13 protein-coding genes are annotated in these 17,404 nt (G+C 69.6%); 5 read left to right on the plus strand and 8 right to left on the minus strand.

Features of this window, described 5'->3' with window-relative positions:
- Positions 1 to 116: 116 nt before the first annotated feature.
- Both CFK41_RS09370 and CFK41_RS09375 read right to left on the minus strand, forming a co-directional pair.
- Positions 117 to 1,121, minus strand: coding sequence for a cation transporter (locus tag CFK41_RS09370; protein WP_096799415.1), 1,005 nt, complete (start codon positions 1,119 to 1,121; stop codon positions 117 to 119).
- The gene (locus CFK41_RS09375; RefSeq protein ID WP_227873023.1) at positions 1,118 to 1,480 is read right to left on the minus strand and encodes a transporter substrate-binding domain-containing protein; all 363 of its coding nucleotides are present in this window, start codon (positions 1,478 to 1,480) and stop codon (positions 1,118 to 1,120) included. Before CFK41_RS09375 ends, CFK41_RS09370 begins: the two co-directional genes overlap by 4 nt.
- An 835-nt stretch (positions 1,481 to 2,315) precedes the next feature.
- Between CFK41_RS09375 and CFK41_RS18060 the strand changes: the two genes are divergently transcribed.
- The 3 genes from CFK41_RS18060 to CFK41_RS09390 all read left to right on the plus strand — a co-directional run bounded on the left by CFK41_RS18060 (position 2,316) and on the right by CFK41_RS09390 (position 6,035).
- Positions 2,316 to 2,888, plus strand: coding sequence for a hypothetical protein (locus tag CFK41_RS18060; RefSeq protein WP_174705967.1), 573 nt, complete (start codon positions 2,316 to 2,318; stop codon positions 2,886 to 2,888).
- A gap of 157 nt (positions 2,889 to 3,045) precedes the next feature.
- Positions 3,046 to 4,677 carry an NAD-dependent epimerase/dehydratase family protein gene (locus CFK41_RS09385; protein ID WP_096799417.1) on the plus strand — a complete coding sequence of 544 codons (1,632 nt, stop codon included), beginning with the start codon at positions 3,046 to 3,048 and terminating at the stop codon, positions 4,675 to 4,677.
- A complete protein-coding gene (locus CFK41_RS09390) occupies positions 4,674 to 6,035 on the plus strand; it encodes an APC family permease (protein WP_096799418.1) in 1,362 nt (453 codons plus the stop codon). The genes CFK41_RS09385 and CFK41_RS09390 overlap by 4 nt, the downstream gene beginning before the upstream one ends.
- Before the next feature lie 165 nt (positions 6,036 to 6,200).
- Here the strand turns inward: CFK41_RS09390 and CFK41_RS09395 are convergent, their stop codons facing one another.
- From CFK41_RS09395 to CFK41_RS09415, 5 genes are all read right to left on the minus strand, one after another.
- Entirely contained in the window at positions 6,201 to 7,097 is an 897-nt protein-coding gene (locus CFK41_RS09395) for an SDR family oxidoreductase (RefSeq protein WP_096799419.1), read from the minus strand.
- Positions 7,098 to 7,126: 29 nt separating this feature from the next.
- A complete protein-coding gene (locus CFK41_RS09400) occupies positions 7,127 to 8,311 on the minus strand; it encodes a zinc-dependent alcohol dehydrogenase (protein WP_096799420.1) in 1,185 nt (394 codons plus the stop codon).
- A 120-nt stretch (positions 8,312 to 8,431) separates the two neighbouring features.
- Positions 8,432 to 10,651, minus strand: coding sequence for a catalase (locus tag CFK41_RS09405; RefSeq protein ID WP_227873024.1), 2,220 nt, complete (start codon positions 10,649 to 10,651; stop codon positions 8,432 to 8,434).
- 211 nt (positions 10,652 to 10,862) lie between these two features.
- A complete protein-coding gene (locus CFK41_RS09410) occupies positions 10,863 to 11,429 on the minus strand; it encodes an isochorismatase family cysteine hydrolase (protein ID WP_096799422.1) in 567 nt (188 codons plus the stop codon).
- A 109-nt stretch (positions 11,430 to 11,538) separates the two neighbouring features.
- Entirely contained in the window at positions 11,539 to 14,112 is a 2,574-nt protein-coding gene (locus CFK41_RS09415) for an ATP-dependent DNA ligase (RefSeq protein WP_096799423.1), read from the minus strand.
- A 100-nt stretch (positions 14,113 to 14,212) separates the two neighbouring features.
- On the opposite strand from CFK41_RS09415, the gene ku reads away from it, so the two are divergent.
- Together ku and CFK41_RS09425 are read left to right on the plus strand one after the other, a co-directional pair.
- Positions 14,213 to 15,271: a non-homologous end joining protein Ku gene (gene ku, locus CFK41_RS09420; protein WP_096799424.1), complete on the plus strand. Its 1,059-nt coding sequence runs from the start codon at positions 14,213 to 14,215 to the stop codon at positions 15,269 to 15,271.
- Positions 15,272 to 15,379: 108 nt separating this feature from the next.
- Positions 15,380 to 15,706, plus strand: a complete 327-nt coding sequence (locus CFK41_RS09425) for a plasmid stabilization protein (RefSeq protein ID WP_096799425.1) — start codon at positions 15,380 to 15,382, stop codon at positions 15,704 to 15,706.
- Between the two features lie 154 nt (positions 15,707 to 15,860).
- On the opposite strand, the gene pyk is transcribed toward CFK41_RS09425, so the two are convergent.
- Positions 15,861 to 17,330: a pyruvate kinase gene (pyk, locus tag CFK41_RS09430; RefSeq protein ID WP_096799426.1), complete on the minus strand. Its 1,470-nt coding sequence runs from the start codon at positions 17,328 to 17,330 to the stop codon at positions 15,861 to 15,863.
- Between the last annotated feature and the right edge of the window lie 74 nt (positions 17,331 to 17,404).

A 17,404-nucleotide genomic window follows, 5' to 3' on the forward strand; every position in this document is an offset into this window, starting at 1 on the left:
CCGGAAGCCGCCGGCAGCGACCTGAAGTCCGCCGAGCCGGCGGGTGCGAGCGCGAGCCGAGGGCGACCATGAGCCGGCGGCGGGGCACTCTCTGCCGTCGATCCGTCCCGGAGCCGTCAATCGCGACGGAAAGCCTGTTCCTCCGGGATCTCGGCGACCGGGGCGATGACGATGTCGTGGATCTTCCAGTCGACCTCCGACAGCGCGGTGCGGAGATCCTCGCACTTCTGACCGGTCACCACGGCGCTCTTGACGGGGACCACGAACATCTCGACGTGGAAGACGTGCCCCTCGTCGCGGACCCTGCCCACCGCGTCAGCCACCCACGCCGCCTCTCGGGCGACTCGCTCGATCTCTCCGAGCAGCGGATGGGGCTCCTTGCCATCGAAGGTCCGGGCACGGCCGTCGGTGAGCCCTCCGATCGCCGCACGCAGATTCTTCACCCCGTCATGAAGGATCGAGATCGAGACCGCGATCGCGGCGGCGGAGTCCGCCCACCACAGTCCGGCGCCGATCCCGAGCACACCGATGATCGTCGCCAGGGCGGACGACCAGTTCGCTCTGTTCATGTCCGCGTCGGCGTAGAGCACCTTGTCGTGCAGCGGTTCCGCGAGCTCCATCTTGCGCCGACCGATGAGGACCGGCGGAATGCTGGTCACGACCATCACGGCGATCATCAGCCAGCCGGCCCAGATCCCGTGGCCGAACAGCACGATCAATCCGACGGGTGGCCGCTCGACCTTCACCAGCGTCATTGCCGAGTCGATCACCAGGAAGGCGCCCATGGCCAGCAACGACGCAGCCGCGACAACGTGGGCGACTCCGATGGATCGGTGGTGGCCGTAGGGGAACTCCCTGCTGGACGGTCTGCGGATCCGGCGGGAGGCGACGAGGAAGGCGAGAGGTGGCAGCAAGGACATGGTGTCCTCCAACCACGCGACCTTCATCGCCTGCGAGGATCCGGACACCACGGCGACAGCCGCGATCGACACGACGAGGACGACGATGGAGAGCCATTGGAGCCGGATCGTCACCGCCAGCAGCTTCTGCTGCTCCCCGGGCAGGGCGTCACGCCCGGAGGAGGAGCTGCCCTCCGGAGCCGGCTCTCCGCGCTCGTTCACAGCTCTCCGGCGTCCTCGGCGAGGAACCGTTCCAGGGAGACCTGCAGGGCGTTCTCCCCGGGCCTCACGCCGATGACCATCTTCTTCATCGAACCGTCGAGGTCGGGAGCCTCCTGGTACGGGCGGGTCGGCGAAATTCTGTCCGACCAGGGTGTGTCGTCGGTGAGGCCGCCGATGACCAGATCCAGCTCGTTGTTCTTCATCATGGTCACCAGGTCGCTCATCGCTGCGGCCTCCCACCGGATGGTCGCGTCGATGCTCGCCGCGAACTTCTGGATGAGGCCTGCCTCGGTGCCGCGGACGCTGCCGTCCGCACCGATCGCGGTCCAGGGCTCGTTCTCGCAGGCGCCGACGAACAACGTCCCACCTGTGGCTCTCTCGAGCGTCCCCTGCGCATCCCGGGGAAGCCCCGAACAGCCTGCGAGCACTGCGACACAGGAGCCGGCCAGGAGCAGGAACCTCCGGCGCGACCGAGCGGTGGCCATGACGTGCCCTCCACGATCTCCTCGACAGTGATCCTTCGACCCTACGCCTCCGCGCCTCGCACGCCGCCGGCTCCGCGTCGCACCTTCCGGACCGATCCCGACTCTCTGCGGTGTCGAGCGTCGGGGCTACGATGCGGAGAATGCCCCTCATCCGGCCGCCGACGACGTCGAAGGGCGGTTCATGACTGCCGAGACGGACCACGCAACCCGGATCATCGCGATCACAGACCCTGGCCTGCCGCTACGCCGGTTCACCGCTGTCCAGGGTCAGTTCGAGGCCCGTCTGGAGCAGAGACTCGGTTCCCCGGTCCGCGTGGACGTGCACGCAGCGCTGGTCGAGACTCGACCGGACGATTCACTCCGACTGGATTCCGCCGCAGCTCTTCGGAAGCAGTTCGAGTCCGTCGACGGTGTCCTCGTCCTCACGGAGATGCCCCGCTACTCCGACGGCCGACTGCTGGTGGCGGAGGCGTACCGGACCGATGACGTCGCTGCAGTCTTCTGGCCGACCCTCGGCATCCTCGCCTCGCGACGACGGATCGTCGACGTCCTGACCGACTGCACGCTCCGCCTCATCACCGACACCGCACCGACAGCGACGGCGCCACGGTCCGTGGGGCGTCGACCCCGATGGACGGCCAAGTCCCCGTCCGAAGTGCTGGAACTCCAAGCACGGCCCGTGTCCGGGACGGTCCGGACGGTCATCAGCATGGTCGTGACGAACACGCCCTGGCGCACCGCACGCAAGCTCTCCGGCGCGCTCGCGGCAGCATCGGCCGTCGGTGCATTCGGCATCTTCTACAACTCGATCTGGCAGATGTCGGCGGACCTGCCGACGGTCAGGCTGCTCGCCATCGGGCTGCTCGCGATCTCGGCGATGACCGGCTGGCTCATCCTCAGCAACGGGCTGTGGGACGGCCCCATCCACGGCCCGACGTCCGGGCCGACGTTCATCTACAACCTGTCGACGGTCGTCACTCTCTTCCTGTGCGTGCTCGCTCTCTACACCGTCCTCGTCGGGATGATCCTGCTGGGGAGCCTCGTGGTCATCACTCCGAGGTTCATGTCCGCGATCATCCAGGAGCCGGCGGACTTCTCCCATTACATGAGCATCGCGTGGCTCAGCGCCGCGATGGGAGTCGTCGCGGGCGGACTCGGCGCCACCTTCGACTCCAGCACGGATCTGCGCCAGCTGACGCATGGGAACCGCGAGCGCACCCGCGAGCGCGACGACGAGGGCCATGCAGGCGATGGGCCGCGCCCGGACGACCAGGACGGATGAGTGCTCTCCAAGTGCCAGGGCCGGGTCCCTCGGCGAACCGACCGGTCGGGGAATCTCCCGTGCGCCCCTGGGAATCTTCGATCCTGCGTAGTTTGGAGGTCGACCGGCAGGACTCGCCGGCCGCCGCGCTGCGGCGGCCACCGTGAGGGAGTGATCCATGAGAGTCGTCGTCGTCGGAGCCACGGGGAATGTCGGCACCGCAGTGCTCGCGGCCCTGGATCGGCGGCCCGAGGTCACGTCGATCGTGGGCGTTGCGCGACGGATGCCCGCACGATCCGCAGAGCCGTACTCGCGCGCGCAATGGGTTTCCCTCGACATCGCGGCGGCCACCGACCCGGACGAGGCCGTCGCCGCGCTCACGGAGGCATTCCACGGCGCTGACGCCGTGATCCATCTGGCCTGGCTGATCCAGCCCGACAGCCATAGGGACCTTCTGCGGCGGGTCAACGTCGAGGGCACTCGCCACGTCGTCCGGGCCGTCGCGGACGCCGGGGTCCGCACGGTGGTGGTGGCATCGTCGGTCGGTGCGTACGCCCCCTCCCCGGAGAGCGGGGCCCGTCCGGAGAGCTGGCCGACGACCGGCATCCGCACATCGCACTACAGCGTGGACAAGGTCGCTCAGGAGAGGGTGCTCGACGAGTTCGAGTCCGCCGTTCCCCACGTCTGCGTGACCCGGCTGCGCCCTGCACTGATCTTCCAGGGAGATGCAGGCGCGGAGATCCACCGGTACTTCCTGGGTCGATGGGCACCGGTGCACCGGCTGGGCGCCCGCCGCCCCCCGGTGCTCCCTCTCCCCCGCGGCCTCCGGTTGCAGGTCGTCCACGCCGATGATGTGGCGGCCGCCTTCGCGGCGGCGGCCGTCCTCGGCCGTCGCGGGGCGTTCAACATCTGCGTGGACGAGGTGCTCGGTGCCGCGGAGCTCGCTGGCATCGTCGACCACGGTCGGTTCGTCCAGCTGCCCGTGGCCTGGGTGAGGGCGGCTGTCGCTGCCGGACATCGCGCCGGGGTGATCGCGGCCGATGCCGGGTGGCTGGACATGGCGATGAAGGCTCCCGTGATGGACACCTCCCGCGCCCGGGCCGAGCTCGACTGGCGGCCGCGCCGCAGCGCCGGGGACACGGTCCGGGAGCTCCTGGACGGCATGGCCGCGGGCGACGGCGCGAGGTCGGTGCCGATGCGCGCGAACGACCGCCGGAGGATCCACCTCCCGATCGACCGACCCGCCGATTCCGCCTCGGCGGGCGACGGGGAACCGCAGGCCTCGGAGCGCATCGAGCACCGTCTGCTGAACCTCTACCTCTCCGACCACCTCACCGGGGCATCCGCAGGCGCCGCCCGGATCAGCAGGATGGCGTCTGATTTCGTGGACACCCCGGTGTTCGCCGCCCTCTCGTCGATCGAGGCGGAGATCCGCGCCGAGCGCAGCTTCCTGGCGCAGCTCCTCGACGACCTCGGGATGCGGCAGATGCGGCACCGGCAGGCCATCGCCGTCGTCGGGGAACGTCTCGGCCGGTTGAAGGGCAATGGTCGGGTGCTCGCACGTTCTCCGATGACCCTGCTGCTCGAGGCCGAGCTCATGCGCAGCGCGGTCCTCGGAAAGAGAGGAGTCTGGCAGACGCTCGCGGAGAACGCCGAGGACCTGGGTCTGGACCCCTCGGTGTTCCACGAGCTCTCCGCCCGGGCGCTGCATCAGCACGAGAGGCTCGATGAGGTGCATGCATATGCCCGTCGCACGGCCTTCCGGGAGGACCGGGCGGGATCTCGTGCGGAAGGTGACCTGCGCTCATGACGAACGCTCGCGGTTCCTCCTCGCCGACTCTGCGCCGCACCGTCACCACCACGGGATTGTTCCTGTTCATCCTCGGTGACGTGCTCGGCGCGGGGGTCTATGTCCTGGCCGGTGAGATCGCCGGGATCGCCGGCGGCGCACTCTGGGTCCCGCTCGTCGTCGCCCTCGTCCTGGCGCTGCTGACCGCAGGCTCCTACGCGGAACTCGCGACCAAGTACCCCCGGGCCGGTGGCTCCTCCCACTATGCGACCCGGGCTTTCGGGCCCTTCGTGGGGTCGCTGGTCGGTGTCTGCATGCTCTCGGCCGGGATCGTCTCGGTGGGAGCCCTGGCGCTGGGCTTCGCCGGGGACTACCTCAGCGCCTTCGTGTCTTTGCCGACGGTGCTGGTGGTGCTCGTGTTCCTCGGCCTGCTGGCCGCCCTCAACGCCCGTGGCATCTCCGAGTCGATGGGCGTCAATCGGGTGGCGACGCTGATCGAGGTGAGCGGCCTGGTGATGGTGATCGTCCTCGGCGGGATCGTGATCGGACGCGGCGACGGGGATCTGGGCCGGCTCACCGAGCTCGGAACACCCGAGAACGGCCCGGTCGCGGCGGTGCTCGCGGGGACCGTCCTGGCGTTCTACTCCTATGTGGGGTTCGAGACGAGCGTGAACATCGCCGAGGAGACCAAGGATCCGGCGCGGTCCTATCCTCGCGCCCTGTTCGGCGCCCTGACCGTCACCGGAGTCGTGTACGCCCTGATCGGTGCGGTCGCCTCGGCTGTGGTCCCCACCGCCGAGCTCTCCGGTTCCACCGCTCCGCTCGCGCTGGTGATCGAGGCCGCAGGAATCGTGCCACCGGTGGTGTTCAGCGTGATCGCGCTGGTCGCGGTCGCCAACGGTGCGCTGCTGACCGGGATCATGACCTCGCGGCTGGCGTACGGCATGTCCGGCGACGGATTGCTGCCGAGCGTGCTGACGCGGTTGCTGCCCCGTCGCCGCACCCCGTGGGTGGCGATCATCGCCACCACCGCGCTGTCGATCGCGCTCGCGCTGACCGGATCGATCACCGTCCTGGCAGGCGCCATGGTGCTGCTCCTCCTGGTGGTCTTCATCGCCGTCAACGCGGCGGTCCTGGTCCTCCGTCGCGACCCGGTCGGGCACCACCACTATCGCGTGCCGGTCGTGCTCCCCATCGCGGGTCTCGTCTCGTGCCTTCTGCTCATGACGCAGGTCGAAGGCCAGGTCTGGCGATTGGGTCTGCCGTTCCTGCTCGTCGCCTCCGCGATCGCCGGTCTCGCAGCATGGAGGCGGGGCCGGTCCGGTCACCGGTCCCACGGCGGGGCCGCCCCCGCGCCCGGTCCCGGCGCCGAGGACTGACGGCGCGGGCCTCGAGCAGGGCCGTCCTGCGTCCGGTCCGTGCGACCGCTGCCGCGAGCCGGGTGGGGCCGTCTCCCGGGACCGCGGCGTCAGATGCCTTTGCCAGCAGGCTGGGCACGGGTATGCGCGGGGTCATGATTCAGAGCCGGAGCGGGGTCATGAGGCTCAGGGGCTCGGGGTGCCACCGTTGACGTTCAGGGTCTCGCCGATCACGTAGCTGGACTCCGCGGACGTGAGGAACACGTAGGCGGGAGCCAGTTCCGTGGGTTGCCCGGCACGGCCCAGCGGGGTGCTCTTGCCGAACTCGGGGAGGGCATCCTTGGGTTGACCGTCGGAGACCTGCAGAGGCGTCCAGATGGGGCCTGGCGCGACCGCGTTCACGCGGATCCCGCGGGGCGCGAGCTGCTGGCCGAGGCCTTTGGTGAAGTTGTTGATCGCGGCCTTCGTCGAGGCGTAGTCGAGGAGATGGGCGGAGGGGTTGTAGGCCTGGATCGACGTCGTGTTCACGATGGTCGACCCCGGCGCCAGATGCCGCAGCGCGGCCCGGGAGATGCGGTAGATCGCGCGGATGTTCACGTCGTAGGTGTGCGCCCACTGGTCGTCCTCGAGGTCCTCGATGCGTTCGATCGCGATCTGACGACCCGCATTGTTGACGACGGCGTCGAGCCCGCCCAGCCCGGAGGCGGCGTCCTCGACCACCTGCGTGCAGTGACCGGGGTCGGAGAGGTCTCCCGGGAGCAGCAGCGCCGTACGCCCGGACTCTTCGATCACACGACGGATGTGCTGTGCGTCCTCCTCCTCCGCGGGGAGGTAGGACAGGGCGACATCTGCTCCTTCGCGGGCGAAGGCGATGGCCACCGCAGCACCGATGCCGGAATCCGCGCCGGTGATCAGGGCACGACGGCCCTCGAGCCGTCCGGTGCCGCGGTAGGAGTCCTCGCCACGATCGGTCTGCGGGACGAGGTCCGCGTCCAGCCCCGGTTCGGGCTGGTCCTGCTCCGGCGGGGTGATGTCGGGGAATCGGGTGACGGGGTCCTGGAAGGTCAGCTGGTCATCGGACATGGACTTTCCTCTCTTCTCAGCAGTGCGGGTCAGCTCTGTGCCGGGTCGAGCACGACTTTGATGCAGCCGTCGTGCTTCTTCTGGAACAGCGAGTAGGCGGGTGCCGCTTCGGCCAGGGGCAGGCGATGGGTGACGAGATCGGTGACGCCCAGCGGATCACGGGGATCCTCCACGAGCGGAAGCAGGTCGTCGGTCCAGTGCCGGACGTTGCACTGGCCCATACGGAGCTGGATCTGCTTGTCGAACATCGTCAGCAGCGGCATCGGGCTCGCAGCACCGCCGTAGACGCCGCTCAGCGAGACGGTGCCGCCGCGACGGACCAGGTCGAGGGAGGTGTGGAGGGCGGCGAGCCGGTCGACGCCGGCGGTCTCCATGACCTTCTGCCCGACCGCGTCCGGGAGGTGCCCGACGAGCTGGTGCGCAGCGCTTGCGACCGGGCTGCCATGAGCCTCCATGCCGACGGCGTCGACGACGGCATCCGGGCCTCGGCCGTCCGTCGCGTCTCGGATCGCCGCGATCCCGTCATCCCCCTGGTCGAAGACCTCGACACCGTGACGGGCGGCCATCGCGCGTCGCTCCGCGACCGGATCGATGGCGAGCACCCGGGCGCCGAGATGGCGGCCGATGCGCGCGGCGAGCTGGCCGACCGGCCCCAGGCCGAGAACGGCGAGGGTCCCCCCATCGGGCACATCGGCGTACTGCACGCCCTGCCACGCGGTGGGCAGGATGTCGCTGAGGAAGAGGTACCTGTCATCGGGCAGATCTCTGCCGACGGTGATCAGTCCGTAGTCGGCATGCGGGACGCGGAGGTACTCCGCCTGGCCTCCGGGAATCTGCCCGTACAGCTTCGAGAACCCGAAGAGGGACGCGCCGGACCCCTGTTCGGTGACCTGGGTAGTCTCGCACTGGGATTGGAGACCACGGGTGCACATCCAGCACCATCCGCAGGAGATGGTGAAGGGGACGACGACGCGATCACCGGGACGCACAGCGGTCACATCCGCTCCGACCTCCTCGACGATCCCCATCGATTCGTGCCCGAGCACATCGCCGGCGCTCATGTAGGGGCCGAGGACCTCGTAGAGGTGAAGATCGGATCCGCAGATCGCCGTCGACGTGATCCTGATGATCGCGTCGCCGGGTTCCTGGAGCTGAGGATCCGGAACCTCCTCGACGCTGATCGTGCGCTTGCCCTGCCATGTCACTGCTCTCACGGTGAGTCCTCCGTTCGGGGTCGGTTCGACATCGGTGGGGCCCCGGCGGTCGGGGCTCTGAGGGTGCGGAGCCCTCGCCGTCCTCCGGGCTGTCCGCGCGGCTCGAGCGCCAGCACCCTCTCAGGCATCGGCCGGGAACCGCTCCCAGACGCGATGGCTCTCCAGCAGGGTCCGGATCTCGGAGAGGACGGCCCGACCGTCCTCTCCGGCCACGAGCCCGGCGCCGCCGGGGGCCGTGCGTGCTGCCAGCGCCGTGCGCCCCTCGCCCCAGGCACCCATCGCCTTGGCATGACGCCAGCAGTCGTCGATCAGCGTGCCGACGCGGGGCTCGACCTCTCCGCTGCTGGGTGCTCCGGCCGTCGGATCGACCGAGGGCCGTGCATCCGGGGCGGTGAGCGGGTTGCCCGCGAGGAGCAGGGCGTCGAGCTCCGCGGACGCTGCGGTGCCGAAGGTCCGCCCAACGGGCACGCCCGCCACCTCTCCGCCGCGCGGGGCGATCACGATCGGTGTCATCGAGGCCGCCACGACGGCATCGTGCAGGGCGAGCAGGGCCGAGTTGTCGCCGTCGGGGTCCACGACGATGCCGATCGTCCGTCCGTCGGTCGGCCATCGGGCGCCCAGCTGCGAGAGCGGTGCGCTGGTGACCGGCGCGCCGTCGGTCCCGTCCTCGGCCGGGATCGTCCGCTCGGGGGCGGTCATCCCGAGCGCTGCGGCGACCCGTGCGCACAGCTCCCCGTCGATGTTCGCCAGCGACTGCAGCTGTCGTTCGCGGATCGTCGCCTCGTAGCACTTCGCGAGCTCGAAGGAGTAGGCGTCGACGATGTGATCCCGCTCGACCGGGGTCATGCTGCGCCAGAAGAGTCGGGCCTGGCTGAAGTGGTCCTCGAACGTCGCCGAGAGGGCGCGCTCCTTCACGCTCTCCGGCACGACCACCGGGAGGTCCTCGAGGGCCCCGTCCATCTCGCCCGCCAGGAACGGGCACCCGCCGTCCAGCGAGTTCGGCTGATAGGGCGCGACACCGGAGTGGTCGCCCTGCTGCCCGTAGCCGTCGCGCAGCATGTCGTTGATCGGAGCATGGGCGCGGTTGATCGGCAGCTGGGCGAAGTTCGGCCCGCCCAGCCGGGTCAGCTGGGTGTCGACGTAGGAGAACAGCCGCACCTGCAGCAGCGGGTCGTCGGTGACGTCGATGCCCGGCACCAGATGGCCGGGGTTGAAGGCGACCTGCTCCGTCTCGGCGAAGTAGTTGCGGGGATTGCGGTCCAGGGTGAGCCGCCCGACAGGCTGGACCGGCGCGAGCTCCTCGGGGACGAACTTCGTGGGATCCAGGAGATCGATGCCCTCGAAGCTCTGCTCCGCGTTGTCGGGGAACACCTGGATGCCGAGCTCCCAGCTCGGATAGGCACCGGACTCGATCGCATCGGCGAGGTCGCGACGATGGAAGTCCGGGTCCGCGCCGCCGAGGAGCTGCGCTTCCTCCCAGGTCAGGGAGTGCACACCGAGCGCCGGCTTCCAGTGGAGCTTCGCCAGCGATGTCTCGCCGTCGCTGTTCGAGAGCCGGAAGGTGTGGACGCCGAAGCCCTCCATCATCCGGAACGAGCGCGGGATGCCGCGGTCTCCCATGAACCACAGCGTGTGATGCTGCGCCTCGGTATGGAGCGAGACGAAATCCCAGAACGTGTCGTGGGCGCTCTGCGCCTGCGGGATCTCCCGGTCCGGATGCGGCTTCGCCGCGTGCACCACATCGGGGAACTTCATGCCGTCCTGGATGAAGAACACCGGGATGTTGTTGCCGACGAGATCGAAGGTGCCCTCCTCGGTGTAGAACTTCGTCGCGAAGCCGCGGGTGTCGCGCGCGGTGTCCATGGAGCCGCGGGAGCCGACGACGGTCGAGAACCGCGTGAACACCTCGGTGCGCACGCCCTTCGCGAGGAAGCCCGCCCGGCAGACGGGCTCCGCGGTCCCATAGCCCTCGAACACCCCGTGCGCCGCCGCCCCGCGGGCGTGGACCACTCGCTCCGGGATCCGCTCATGGTCGAAATGGGTGATCTTCTCCCGCAGATGATGGTCCTGCAGCAGCACGGGGCCGCGCCTGCCGGCCTTGAGCGAATGGTCGGTGTCCCGCAGCCGTGCGCCCTGAGAGGTGGTCAGGAACTCCCCCTGCTGCGCAGTGGTGGACGGCTCCCGACCGGGCTCGGCGCCCGTGGGGGTGCGGGGCTGTGCACCCTGCTGGTCCGACTTCGGGGGGAGCGGGCCGGTGGGCTCCGTCGGCTCCTGGAGCGAGGGGGGCCGACTGCTCGGGCGGCCGGGTGCGGGATCTGAAGCGTTCTCGGTGGATGCCACGGTGCGTGTCCTCCTCAGGGTCGGACCTGCCTCTGGTGATGCCCGACACCGTACGTTTCATGCCGTCCCCGGGGAAGCCGTCCCCCCTCCGACCACCGACGGAGGTCGCGGACCGACCGGTCCGCCGGGCGGACGGGGGCCGTGACGAGCCGGTCGTGCGCGCCGGAGACGCTCGCAGGGCCCGGCGGTCAGGACGAGCCGGACGGGCGCTTCACCTCGACCACCGCGTCACGCACTCCTGGACATGGGCCAGCTCGGCCTGCCGATCGGCGACGAGGAGGTCGAACACGGCGCGACGGTGGTCCCACCGCTCGTCGGCGACGGCATCGGTGACGACCGTGGCTCTGATGTTGTGCGCATAGGCGTCCCGCGCGGTCTGGGTGATGCAGGCATGCGCGGAGACTCCGGCGATCATCACCCGGGAGACGCCGAGGGTGTGCAGCCGCATCAGGAGATCCGTCCCGAGCCAGGCGCTGTCACGCGTCTTCTCGATCCGGGTCATCCCGGACGTGTCCAGCTCGGAGAGCGTCTGCGTGCCCGGATCGCCGTGGAACAGGTATCCCTGGTCGTCGTCGAGCATGTTCAGGGTCCACGTCGAACGATCCCGGCTGTGCTCCGTGCTGATCAGGAAGATCGGCACGCCGGCGCATCGTGCCGCCTCCGCCAGGACGGAGACGGCGCTCACGAGCTCGCCGCGGACGTCCCTCAGCCCCGGGGCGTCCAGGAACGCCTCCTGCAGGTCGACGAGGAGAAGTGCATCATCGGGAACCCCGGTCATGCTCAGAAGCCTCTCATGGGCGGACGGTCCCCGGGCAGCGGCGGCACCGGCTCCTCCGTCTCCGTCACGGGAGCAGGACCCGCAGCGCCCTCATGGTGCCGTCCCGGGCTCACTGCTCTCCTCGTACCTCGTGCGCCTGCTTGTCACGCCTCCATCCCCGCCACACAGGATGCCGCAGGCGGCCGTCCTCGGTGCGCTCGCTGTACCGGACCTCCCCGACGAGGTCCGCACGCACCCACTCCGCATCGCGGCGATCCGCAGCGGGCACGTCGTCCGCCGGTGGCGTCCTGCGGGCACGGGAGGCGAGCGTGCTCGTGATCTGCTCGAGATCCCGGTCGCTGAATCCCGTCCCGACACGACCGACGTAGCGCAGGACACCCTCCCCGTCGGGGATCGCCAGCAGCAGGGACCCGATGCTCCCGGAGCGACCGCCCTTCCCGTGTCGCCAGCCGATGACCACGACCTCCTGGTGGCGGGCGTTCTTGATCTTGATCCAGGTGCGACTGCGCCTGCCGGGCTGGTAGACACCCGTCTCGGTCTTCGCCATGACGCCTTCGAGCTGGAGCTCCTTCGAGAGCTCGATGGCGTGGTCGACGTCGCCGTGGTCCGCCTGCGGCACGTGGATGTGCTCGGTCGACCGCACCGTGTCGAACAGCGCGGATCGGCGCTCGCGGTACGGGGTGCGAAGCAGCGGAACGCCTCCGCGCCGGAGCAGGTCGAAGATCATCACATGCGCCTCGACCTCCTTCCTGGCCCGTTCCACATCGCGGTCTCGCGTGAGACCGAGTCGTCGCTGCAGTCGGGAGAAGGAGGGGCGGTCGCGGGCGTCGAGTGCGACGATCTCACCGTCGAGGACGGTCTCCCCCGCAGCGAGGGCCGCGGGATCGAGCGCCTCCAACAGCTCGGCGAGCTCGGGGAAGGTGGAGGTGAGGTCCTTTCCACCGCGGCTGGTCAGGCGGACTGCCTCCGCCGTGACCGTGGCGACGACACGCACCCCGTCCCACTTCATCTCGAAGGCCCAGTCGTCCTGGTCACGGATGTCGTCCCGGCTCCCGAGAGTGGCGAGCATCGGCGAGATCGGATCGCTCATGGCGGCCGGCTCGGGCCGGGCCCCCGAGGACGACGCCGAGGTGGGGGAAGACGCCGAAGGAGCGCGCTCTTCCCGAGGCCTCCCCCGCCCCTCGCACGACGCCGGCTCCTCCCCCGTCGGCGGCTGGTCCTTCGTGAGGTGCAGCAGCCAGCTGGCATCGGCCCTCCCCGACGTGGGATCACCGTTCCCGCCCATGCCGCCGGTGTGGACGAAGGCGAAACGGCGTGGCGCGCCGCCGAGGCCACCGTCCGGGCGACCGTGGCAGACGACGACGATCTCCTCTCCATCGCGCCACGTCTCGACCTCCAGGGACCCGGTGTCCCAGAGGGTGACGTCGCCGGCGCCGTACTCGCCCTTCGGGATCGTGCCCTCGAAGGTCCCGTACTCGAGCGGGTGGTCCTCGGTCTGCACCGCAAGGCGGTTCACGTCGACGTCGACCGGGGGGCCCTTGGGCACAGCCCAGGAGACCAGCACCCCGTCGTGCTCGAGACGGAAGTCCCAGTGCAGTCGGGACGCGTGGTGCTCCTGGATCACGAACATCGGGTCCTCCGGCTCGCGAGGGTCACGTGCCCCCTCCGGATCCGGCCGTCCCTCCGGGACGGGCTCGGGTGTCCTCGACGCCTCCCGCCTGGAGCGGTAGACCTCCAGGCGGTCCCTCGACCGCCCGCCCGACGAGGCGCCGCCCTCCGTCCCGCCCTTCCCGGCGCTCGAGCCCAGCGCCGCGATCGGGTCCATGCCGTCCTCGACCCGACGCAGGACGTCGCCGAGCTCGAGCTGATCGAGCTCGGGGTCCTCGATCTCCTCCCACGTGCGGGGCGCCGCCACCGATGGGCGCAGCCGTCCTCTCAGCGAGTAGGGGCACACCGTGGTCTTGTGCCCGTTGTTCTGCGACCAGTCCACGAGCACCCTGCCCGACCGCAATGACTTCTTCATGTCGCTGACCACGAGATCAGGATGATCCTCCTCCAACGCCCTCGCCAGTTCGTGGGCGACCTGGGTGATCTGCTGAGCGGTGGCGGCGCCGTCCAGCGGCGCGTAGAGGTGGATGCCCTTGGAGCCGGAGGTGACCGGGAAGGACTCCATCGCCATGTCCTCCAGGATCTCGCGGCACCACAGGGCGACGCGGGCGCAGTCCGTGAGGTCGGCTCCCGGCCCAGGGTCGAGGTCCAGCACGAGGCGGTCGGGGTTCGACGCCGTCAGATCCTCGTCGAATCGCCACTGGGGCGTGTGGATCTCGAGCGCCGCCAGCTGCGCGAGCCACACCAGCACGGCGGTCTCGTCGACCAGCGGATAGGTGGAGACGCCGTCGCTGTGCTCGAGGTCCGCACGCGGCACCCACGACGGGGCGCGATCCTCGAGATCCTTGCGAAAGAAGACCGTGCCGGGCCGATCGGCGGTCCCCACCCCGTCGACCCACCGCTTGCGGGTCGCCGGGCGCCGCCTCGCCTGCGGGATCATCACCGCGGCGATGCGTCGGTAGTAGTCCAGCACCTCTCCCTTGGTGGTCCCCGTGGAGGAGAAGAAGACCTTCTCGAGGTTCGACACCTTCAGCGTGCGGTCCTCGATCCTGACGCTCTGCTCATCGGTGGCCATACGCCCACTGTGCCCTGCTCCACGCGTGCCGTCACTCCCCGACCCCGGAGTATCGACCGATCGTTCTGGCCTGTCGTCGGAGCGCATGGTGTCATGGGGCATGCGCGCTATATGGAGCGGTGAGATCACGTTCGGGCTCGTCAACGTCCCGGTGAAGCTGTACGGTGCGACCCGCTCGCACGACCTCTCCTTCCACCAGGTCCATGACGAGGACCACGGGCGCATCCGGTACCAGCGCACCTGCGAGGTCTGCGGCCGCGAGATCGATTACGAGCACATCGACAAGGCCTACGACGACGGCGACAAGACCGTGGTGCTCACCGACGAGGAGCTCGACGAGCTCCCTGCGGAGGACAACGACGAGATCGACGTGGTGCAGTTCGTCCCGGACGAACAGGTCGATCCGATCCTGCTCGGGACCTCCTACTTCCTCGAGCCGGTGGGCCGTTCCTCGAAGGCGTACGTGCTCCTGCGCCGCACTCTCGAGGACACGGAGCGCACCGCCGTCGTCACCTTCACGCTGCGCACGAAGACCCGTCTCGGGGTGCTCCGGGTGCACGAGGACCTCCTCGCCCTGCAGACCCTGCGCTGGCCCTCTGACCTCAAGGAGGTGGACTTCGGCCCGAAGTCCACCAGGGTCTCCGCGAAGGAGAGATCGATGTCCGCCGCACTGGTCGACCAGTTCAGCGGCGACTTCGATCCCGAGCAGTTCACGGACGAGTACCAGGCACAGCTGCGCCAGCTCGTGGAGGCCAAGCTCGAGGAGGGAGATGCGGTCGACACCGACGCGACCTTCGGCCGGGACGGCTCGACGGAGGACGAGGGGGACGGGAAGGTGATCAGCCTGATGGATGCGCTGGAGCGCAGCGTGCAGAAGCGGCGCGACGCGGCGTCGTCGTCCGGAGGCCGGAACGGGCCGACGGCCTCGAGCACCACAGGCAGGGCGACCGCGACGAAGACGACGAAGAAATCCAAGACGGCGAAGAACTCGAAGAAGTCGAAGACCACGAAGAGCTCGAAGACGTCAGCCGCCGAGGAGAAGAAGTCGGCGGCCGGTGACAAGAAGGGGTCGGCGAGGACGAAGAAGGCGTCGGCCAAGGGGAAGACGTCGTCCTCCCGCCCCTCGAGCTCGTCCCGCACCTCGAAGAAGTCCGCGTAGGCGATCGGGAGACCGAACGGTCCGGGGCCTCGACAGTCCGGGATCCGGCTCGCACGCTGGACTCACCCGCGAGGCGTCGCGGGGACCCCAGCGAAAGAGGTGGATGCCATGCCCGACGCGTGGAGCGACAAGCGCGAACGCCAGTACGAGCACGTCAAGGAGAGCCTGACGGACCAGGGACGCTCCTCCGACGAGGCCGAGGAGATCGCAGCCCGGACCGTCAACAAGACCCGAGCCCAGGAGGGTGAGTCCGAGGAGGCCAGCCGGACGTCCACCGAGGACATGTCCCCGGCGGAACGCGGAGGACAGAGATCCCACTCAGGGCCGCAGGGGCGCACGAAGGACCAGCTCTACGAGGACGCCAAGCGCCAGAACATCGAAGGCCGTTCCTCGATGGACAAGGACGAGCTCCGGGACGCGGTCGAGGACCGCTGAGCCCTGCCGGAGCCACGAGCCGCCCTCACGGCCGTGTCCAGGGTCTCCGGCGCCCCGCGGGAGACGACAGCGGCGCCCGTCGACCTCTCGGTCGGCGGGCGCCGCTGTCGTGCGGGCCTCCTGGATCGGGGTGCCGATCCGGGAGACGCCGACCTCAGCTGCCGGAGCCGGAGGCGATGTTGTCGGCCTCGATGCGGGCCGACTCGGTGCCGTCGAGGTCGCCGATGCGGTGCACGCGCAGCGTGTTGGTCGAGCCGTGGACGCCGGGAGGGGAACCGGCCGCGACGATGACCAGATCGTTCTTCTGCAGGCCCTTCTGCTCGCGGAGCAGATCGTCGACCTTGCCGACCATCGCGTCGGTATCGCTCTGCATCGGCACCAGGTGCGCCTCGATGCCCCAGGTCAGGGACAGCTGGCGGGCGATCTCGGGGTACGGGGTCAGCGCCAGCAGGGGGATGCTGGGGCGCAGGCGGGACAGGCGGCGCGCGGTGTCGCCGGACTCGGTGAAGGTCACCAGGTACTGGGCGGAGAGCTGGTCGCCGATCTCGGCGGCCGCACGGGTGATCGCGCCGCCGCGGGTGTGCGGGATGGTGCCCAGCGGGAGGATGCGGTCCGCACCGTTCTCCTCCGTGTTGGTGATGATCCGCGCCATGGTGCGCACGGCCTCGAAGGGGTACTTGCCCACGCTGGTCTCGCCGGAGAGCATGACCGCGTCGGCGCCGTCGAGGATCGCGTTGGCGCAGTCGGACGCCTCCGCACGGGTGGGACGGGGGCTCTCGATCATCGACTCGAGCACCTGGGTCGCCACGATCACGGGCTTCGCGTTGCGACGGGCCAGCTCGATGGCGCGCTTCTGCACCAGCGGGACCTGCTCCAGCGGCAGCTCGACGCCGAGGTCGCCACGGGCGACCATGATGCCGTCGAAGGCGCCGACGATCGAGCGCAGGGCGCGGACGGCCTGCGGCTTCTCAATCTTGGCGATCACCGGGACGCGACGGTCCTCCTCCTGCATGATCCGCAGGACGTCGTCCATGTCATGCGCATCGCGCACGAAGGACAGCGCCACGAGGTCCGCGCCGAGGCCGAGGCCGAAGCGGAGATCCGCCACGTCCTTCTCGCTCATCGCGGGCACGGAGACGGCCACGCCGGGCAGGTTGATGCCCTTGTTGTTCGAGACCGGTCCGGGGACCTCGACGACGGTGACGACGTCGGTCTCGGTGACCTCGGTGACGCGCACGGAGACCTTGCCGTCGTCGATGAGGAGCACGTCGCCGGGGCGGCAGTCGCCGGGCAGGCCCTTGAACGTGGTGGAGACGCGCTCGCGGGTGCCCTCGATGTCATCCGTCGTGATGGTGAGGGTCTCGCCGACCTCGAGCTTGTGCGGTCCGTCGGAGAACTTGCCCAGACGGATCTTGGGGCCCTGGAGGTCGACCAGGATGGCGACGTTCCTGCCGAGGTCCTCGGCGGCACGGCGGATGTTCGCGTACACCTGCGCGTGATCGTCGTGCGTGCCGTGGCTGAAGTTCATCCGGGCGACGTTCATCCCGGCCTCGATCAGAGTGCGGATCTGCTCGTAGGTCCCTGTTGCGGGACCGAGCGTGCAGACGATCTTCGCTTTGCGCATGTCAACCCATCTGTAGTTCGTGTGAGGGCCGCGTTCCCTCCCGGGACAGCGCGCGAGCGCCGCAGGAGGCCCGC

Source organism: Brachybacterium ginsengisoli, from assembly GCF_002407065.1.
Lineage (GTDB): Bacteria > Actinomycetota > Actinomycetes > Actinomycetales > Dermabacteraceae > Brachybacterium > Brachybacterium ginsengisoli.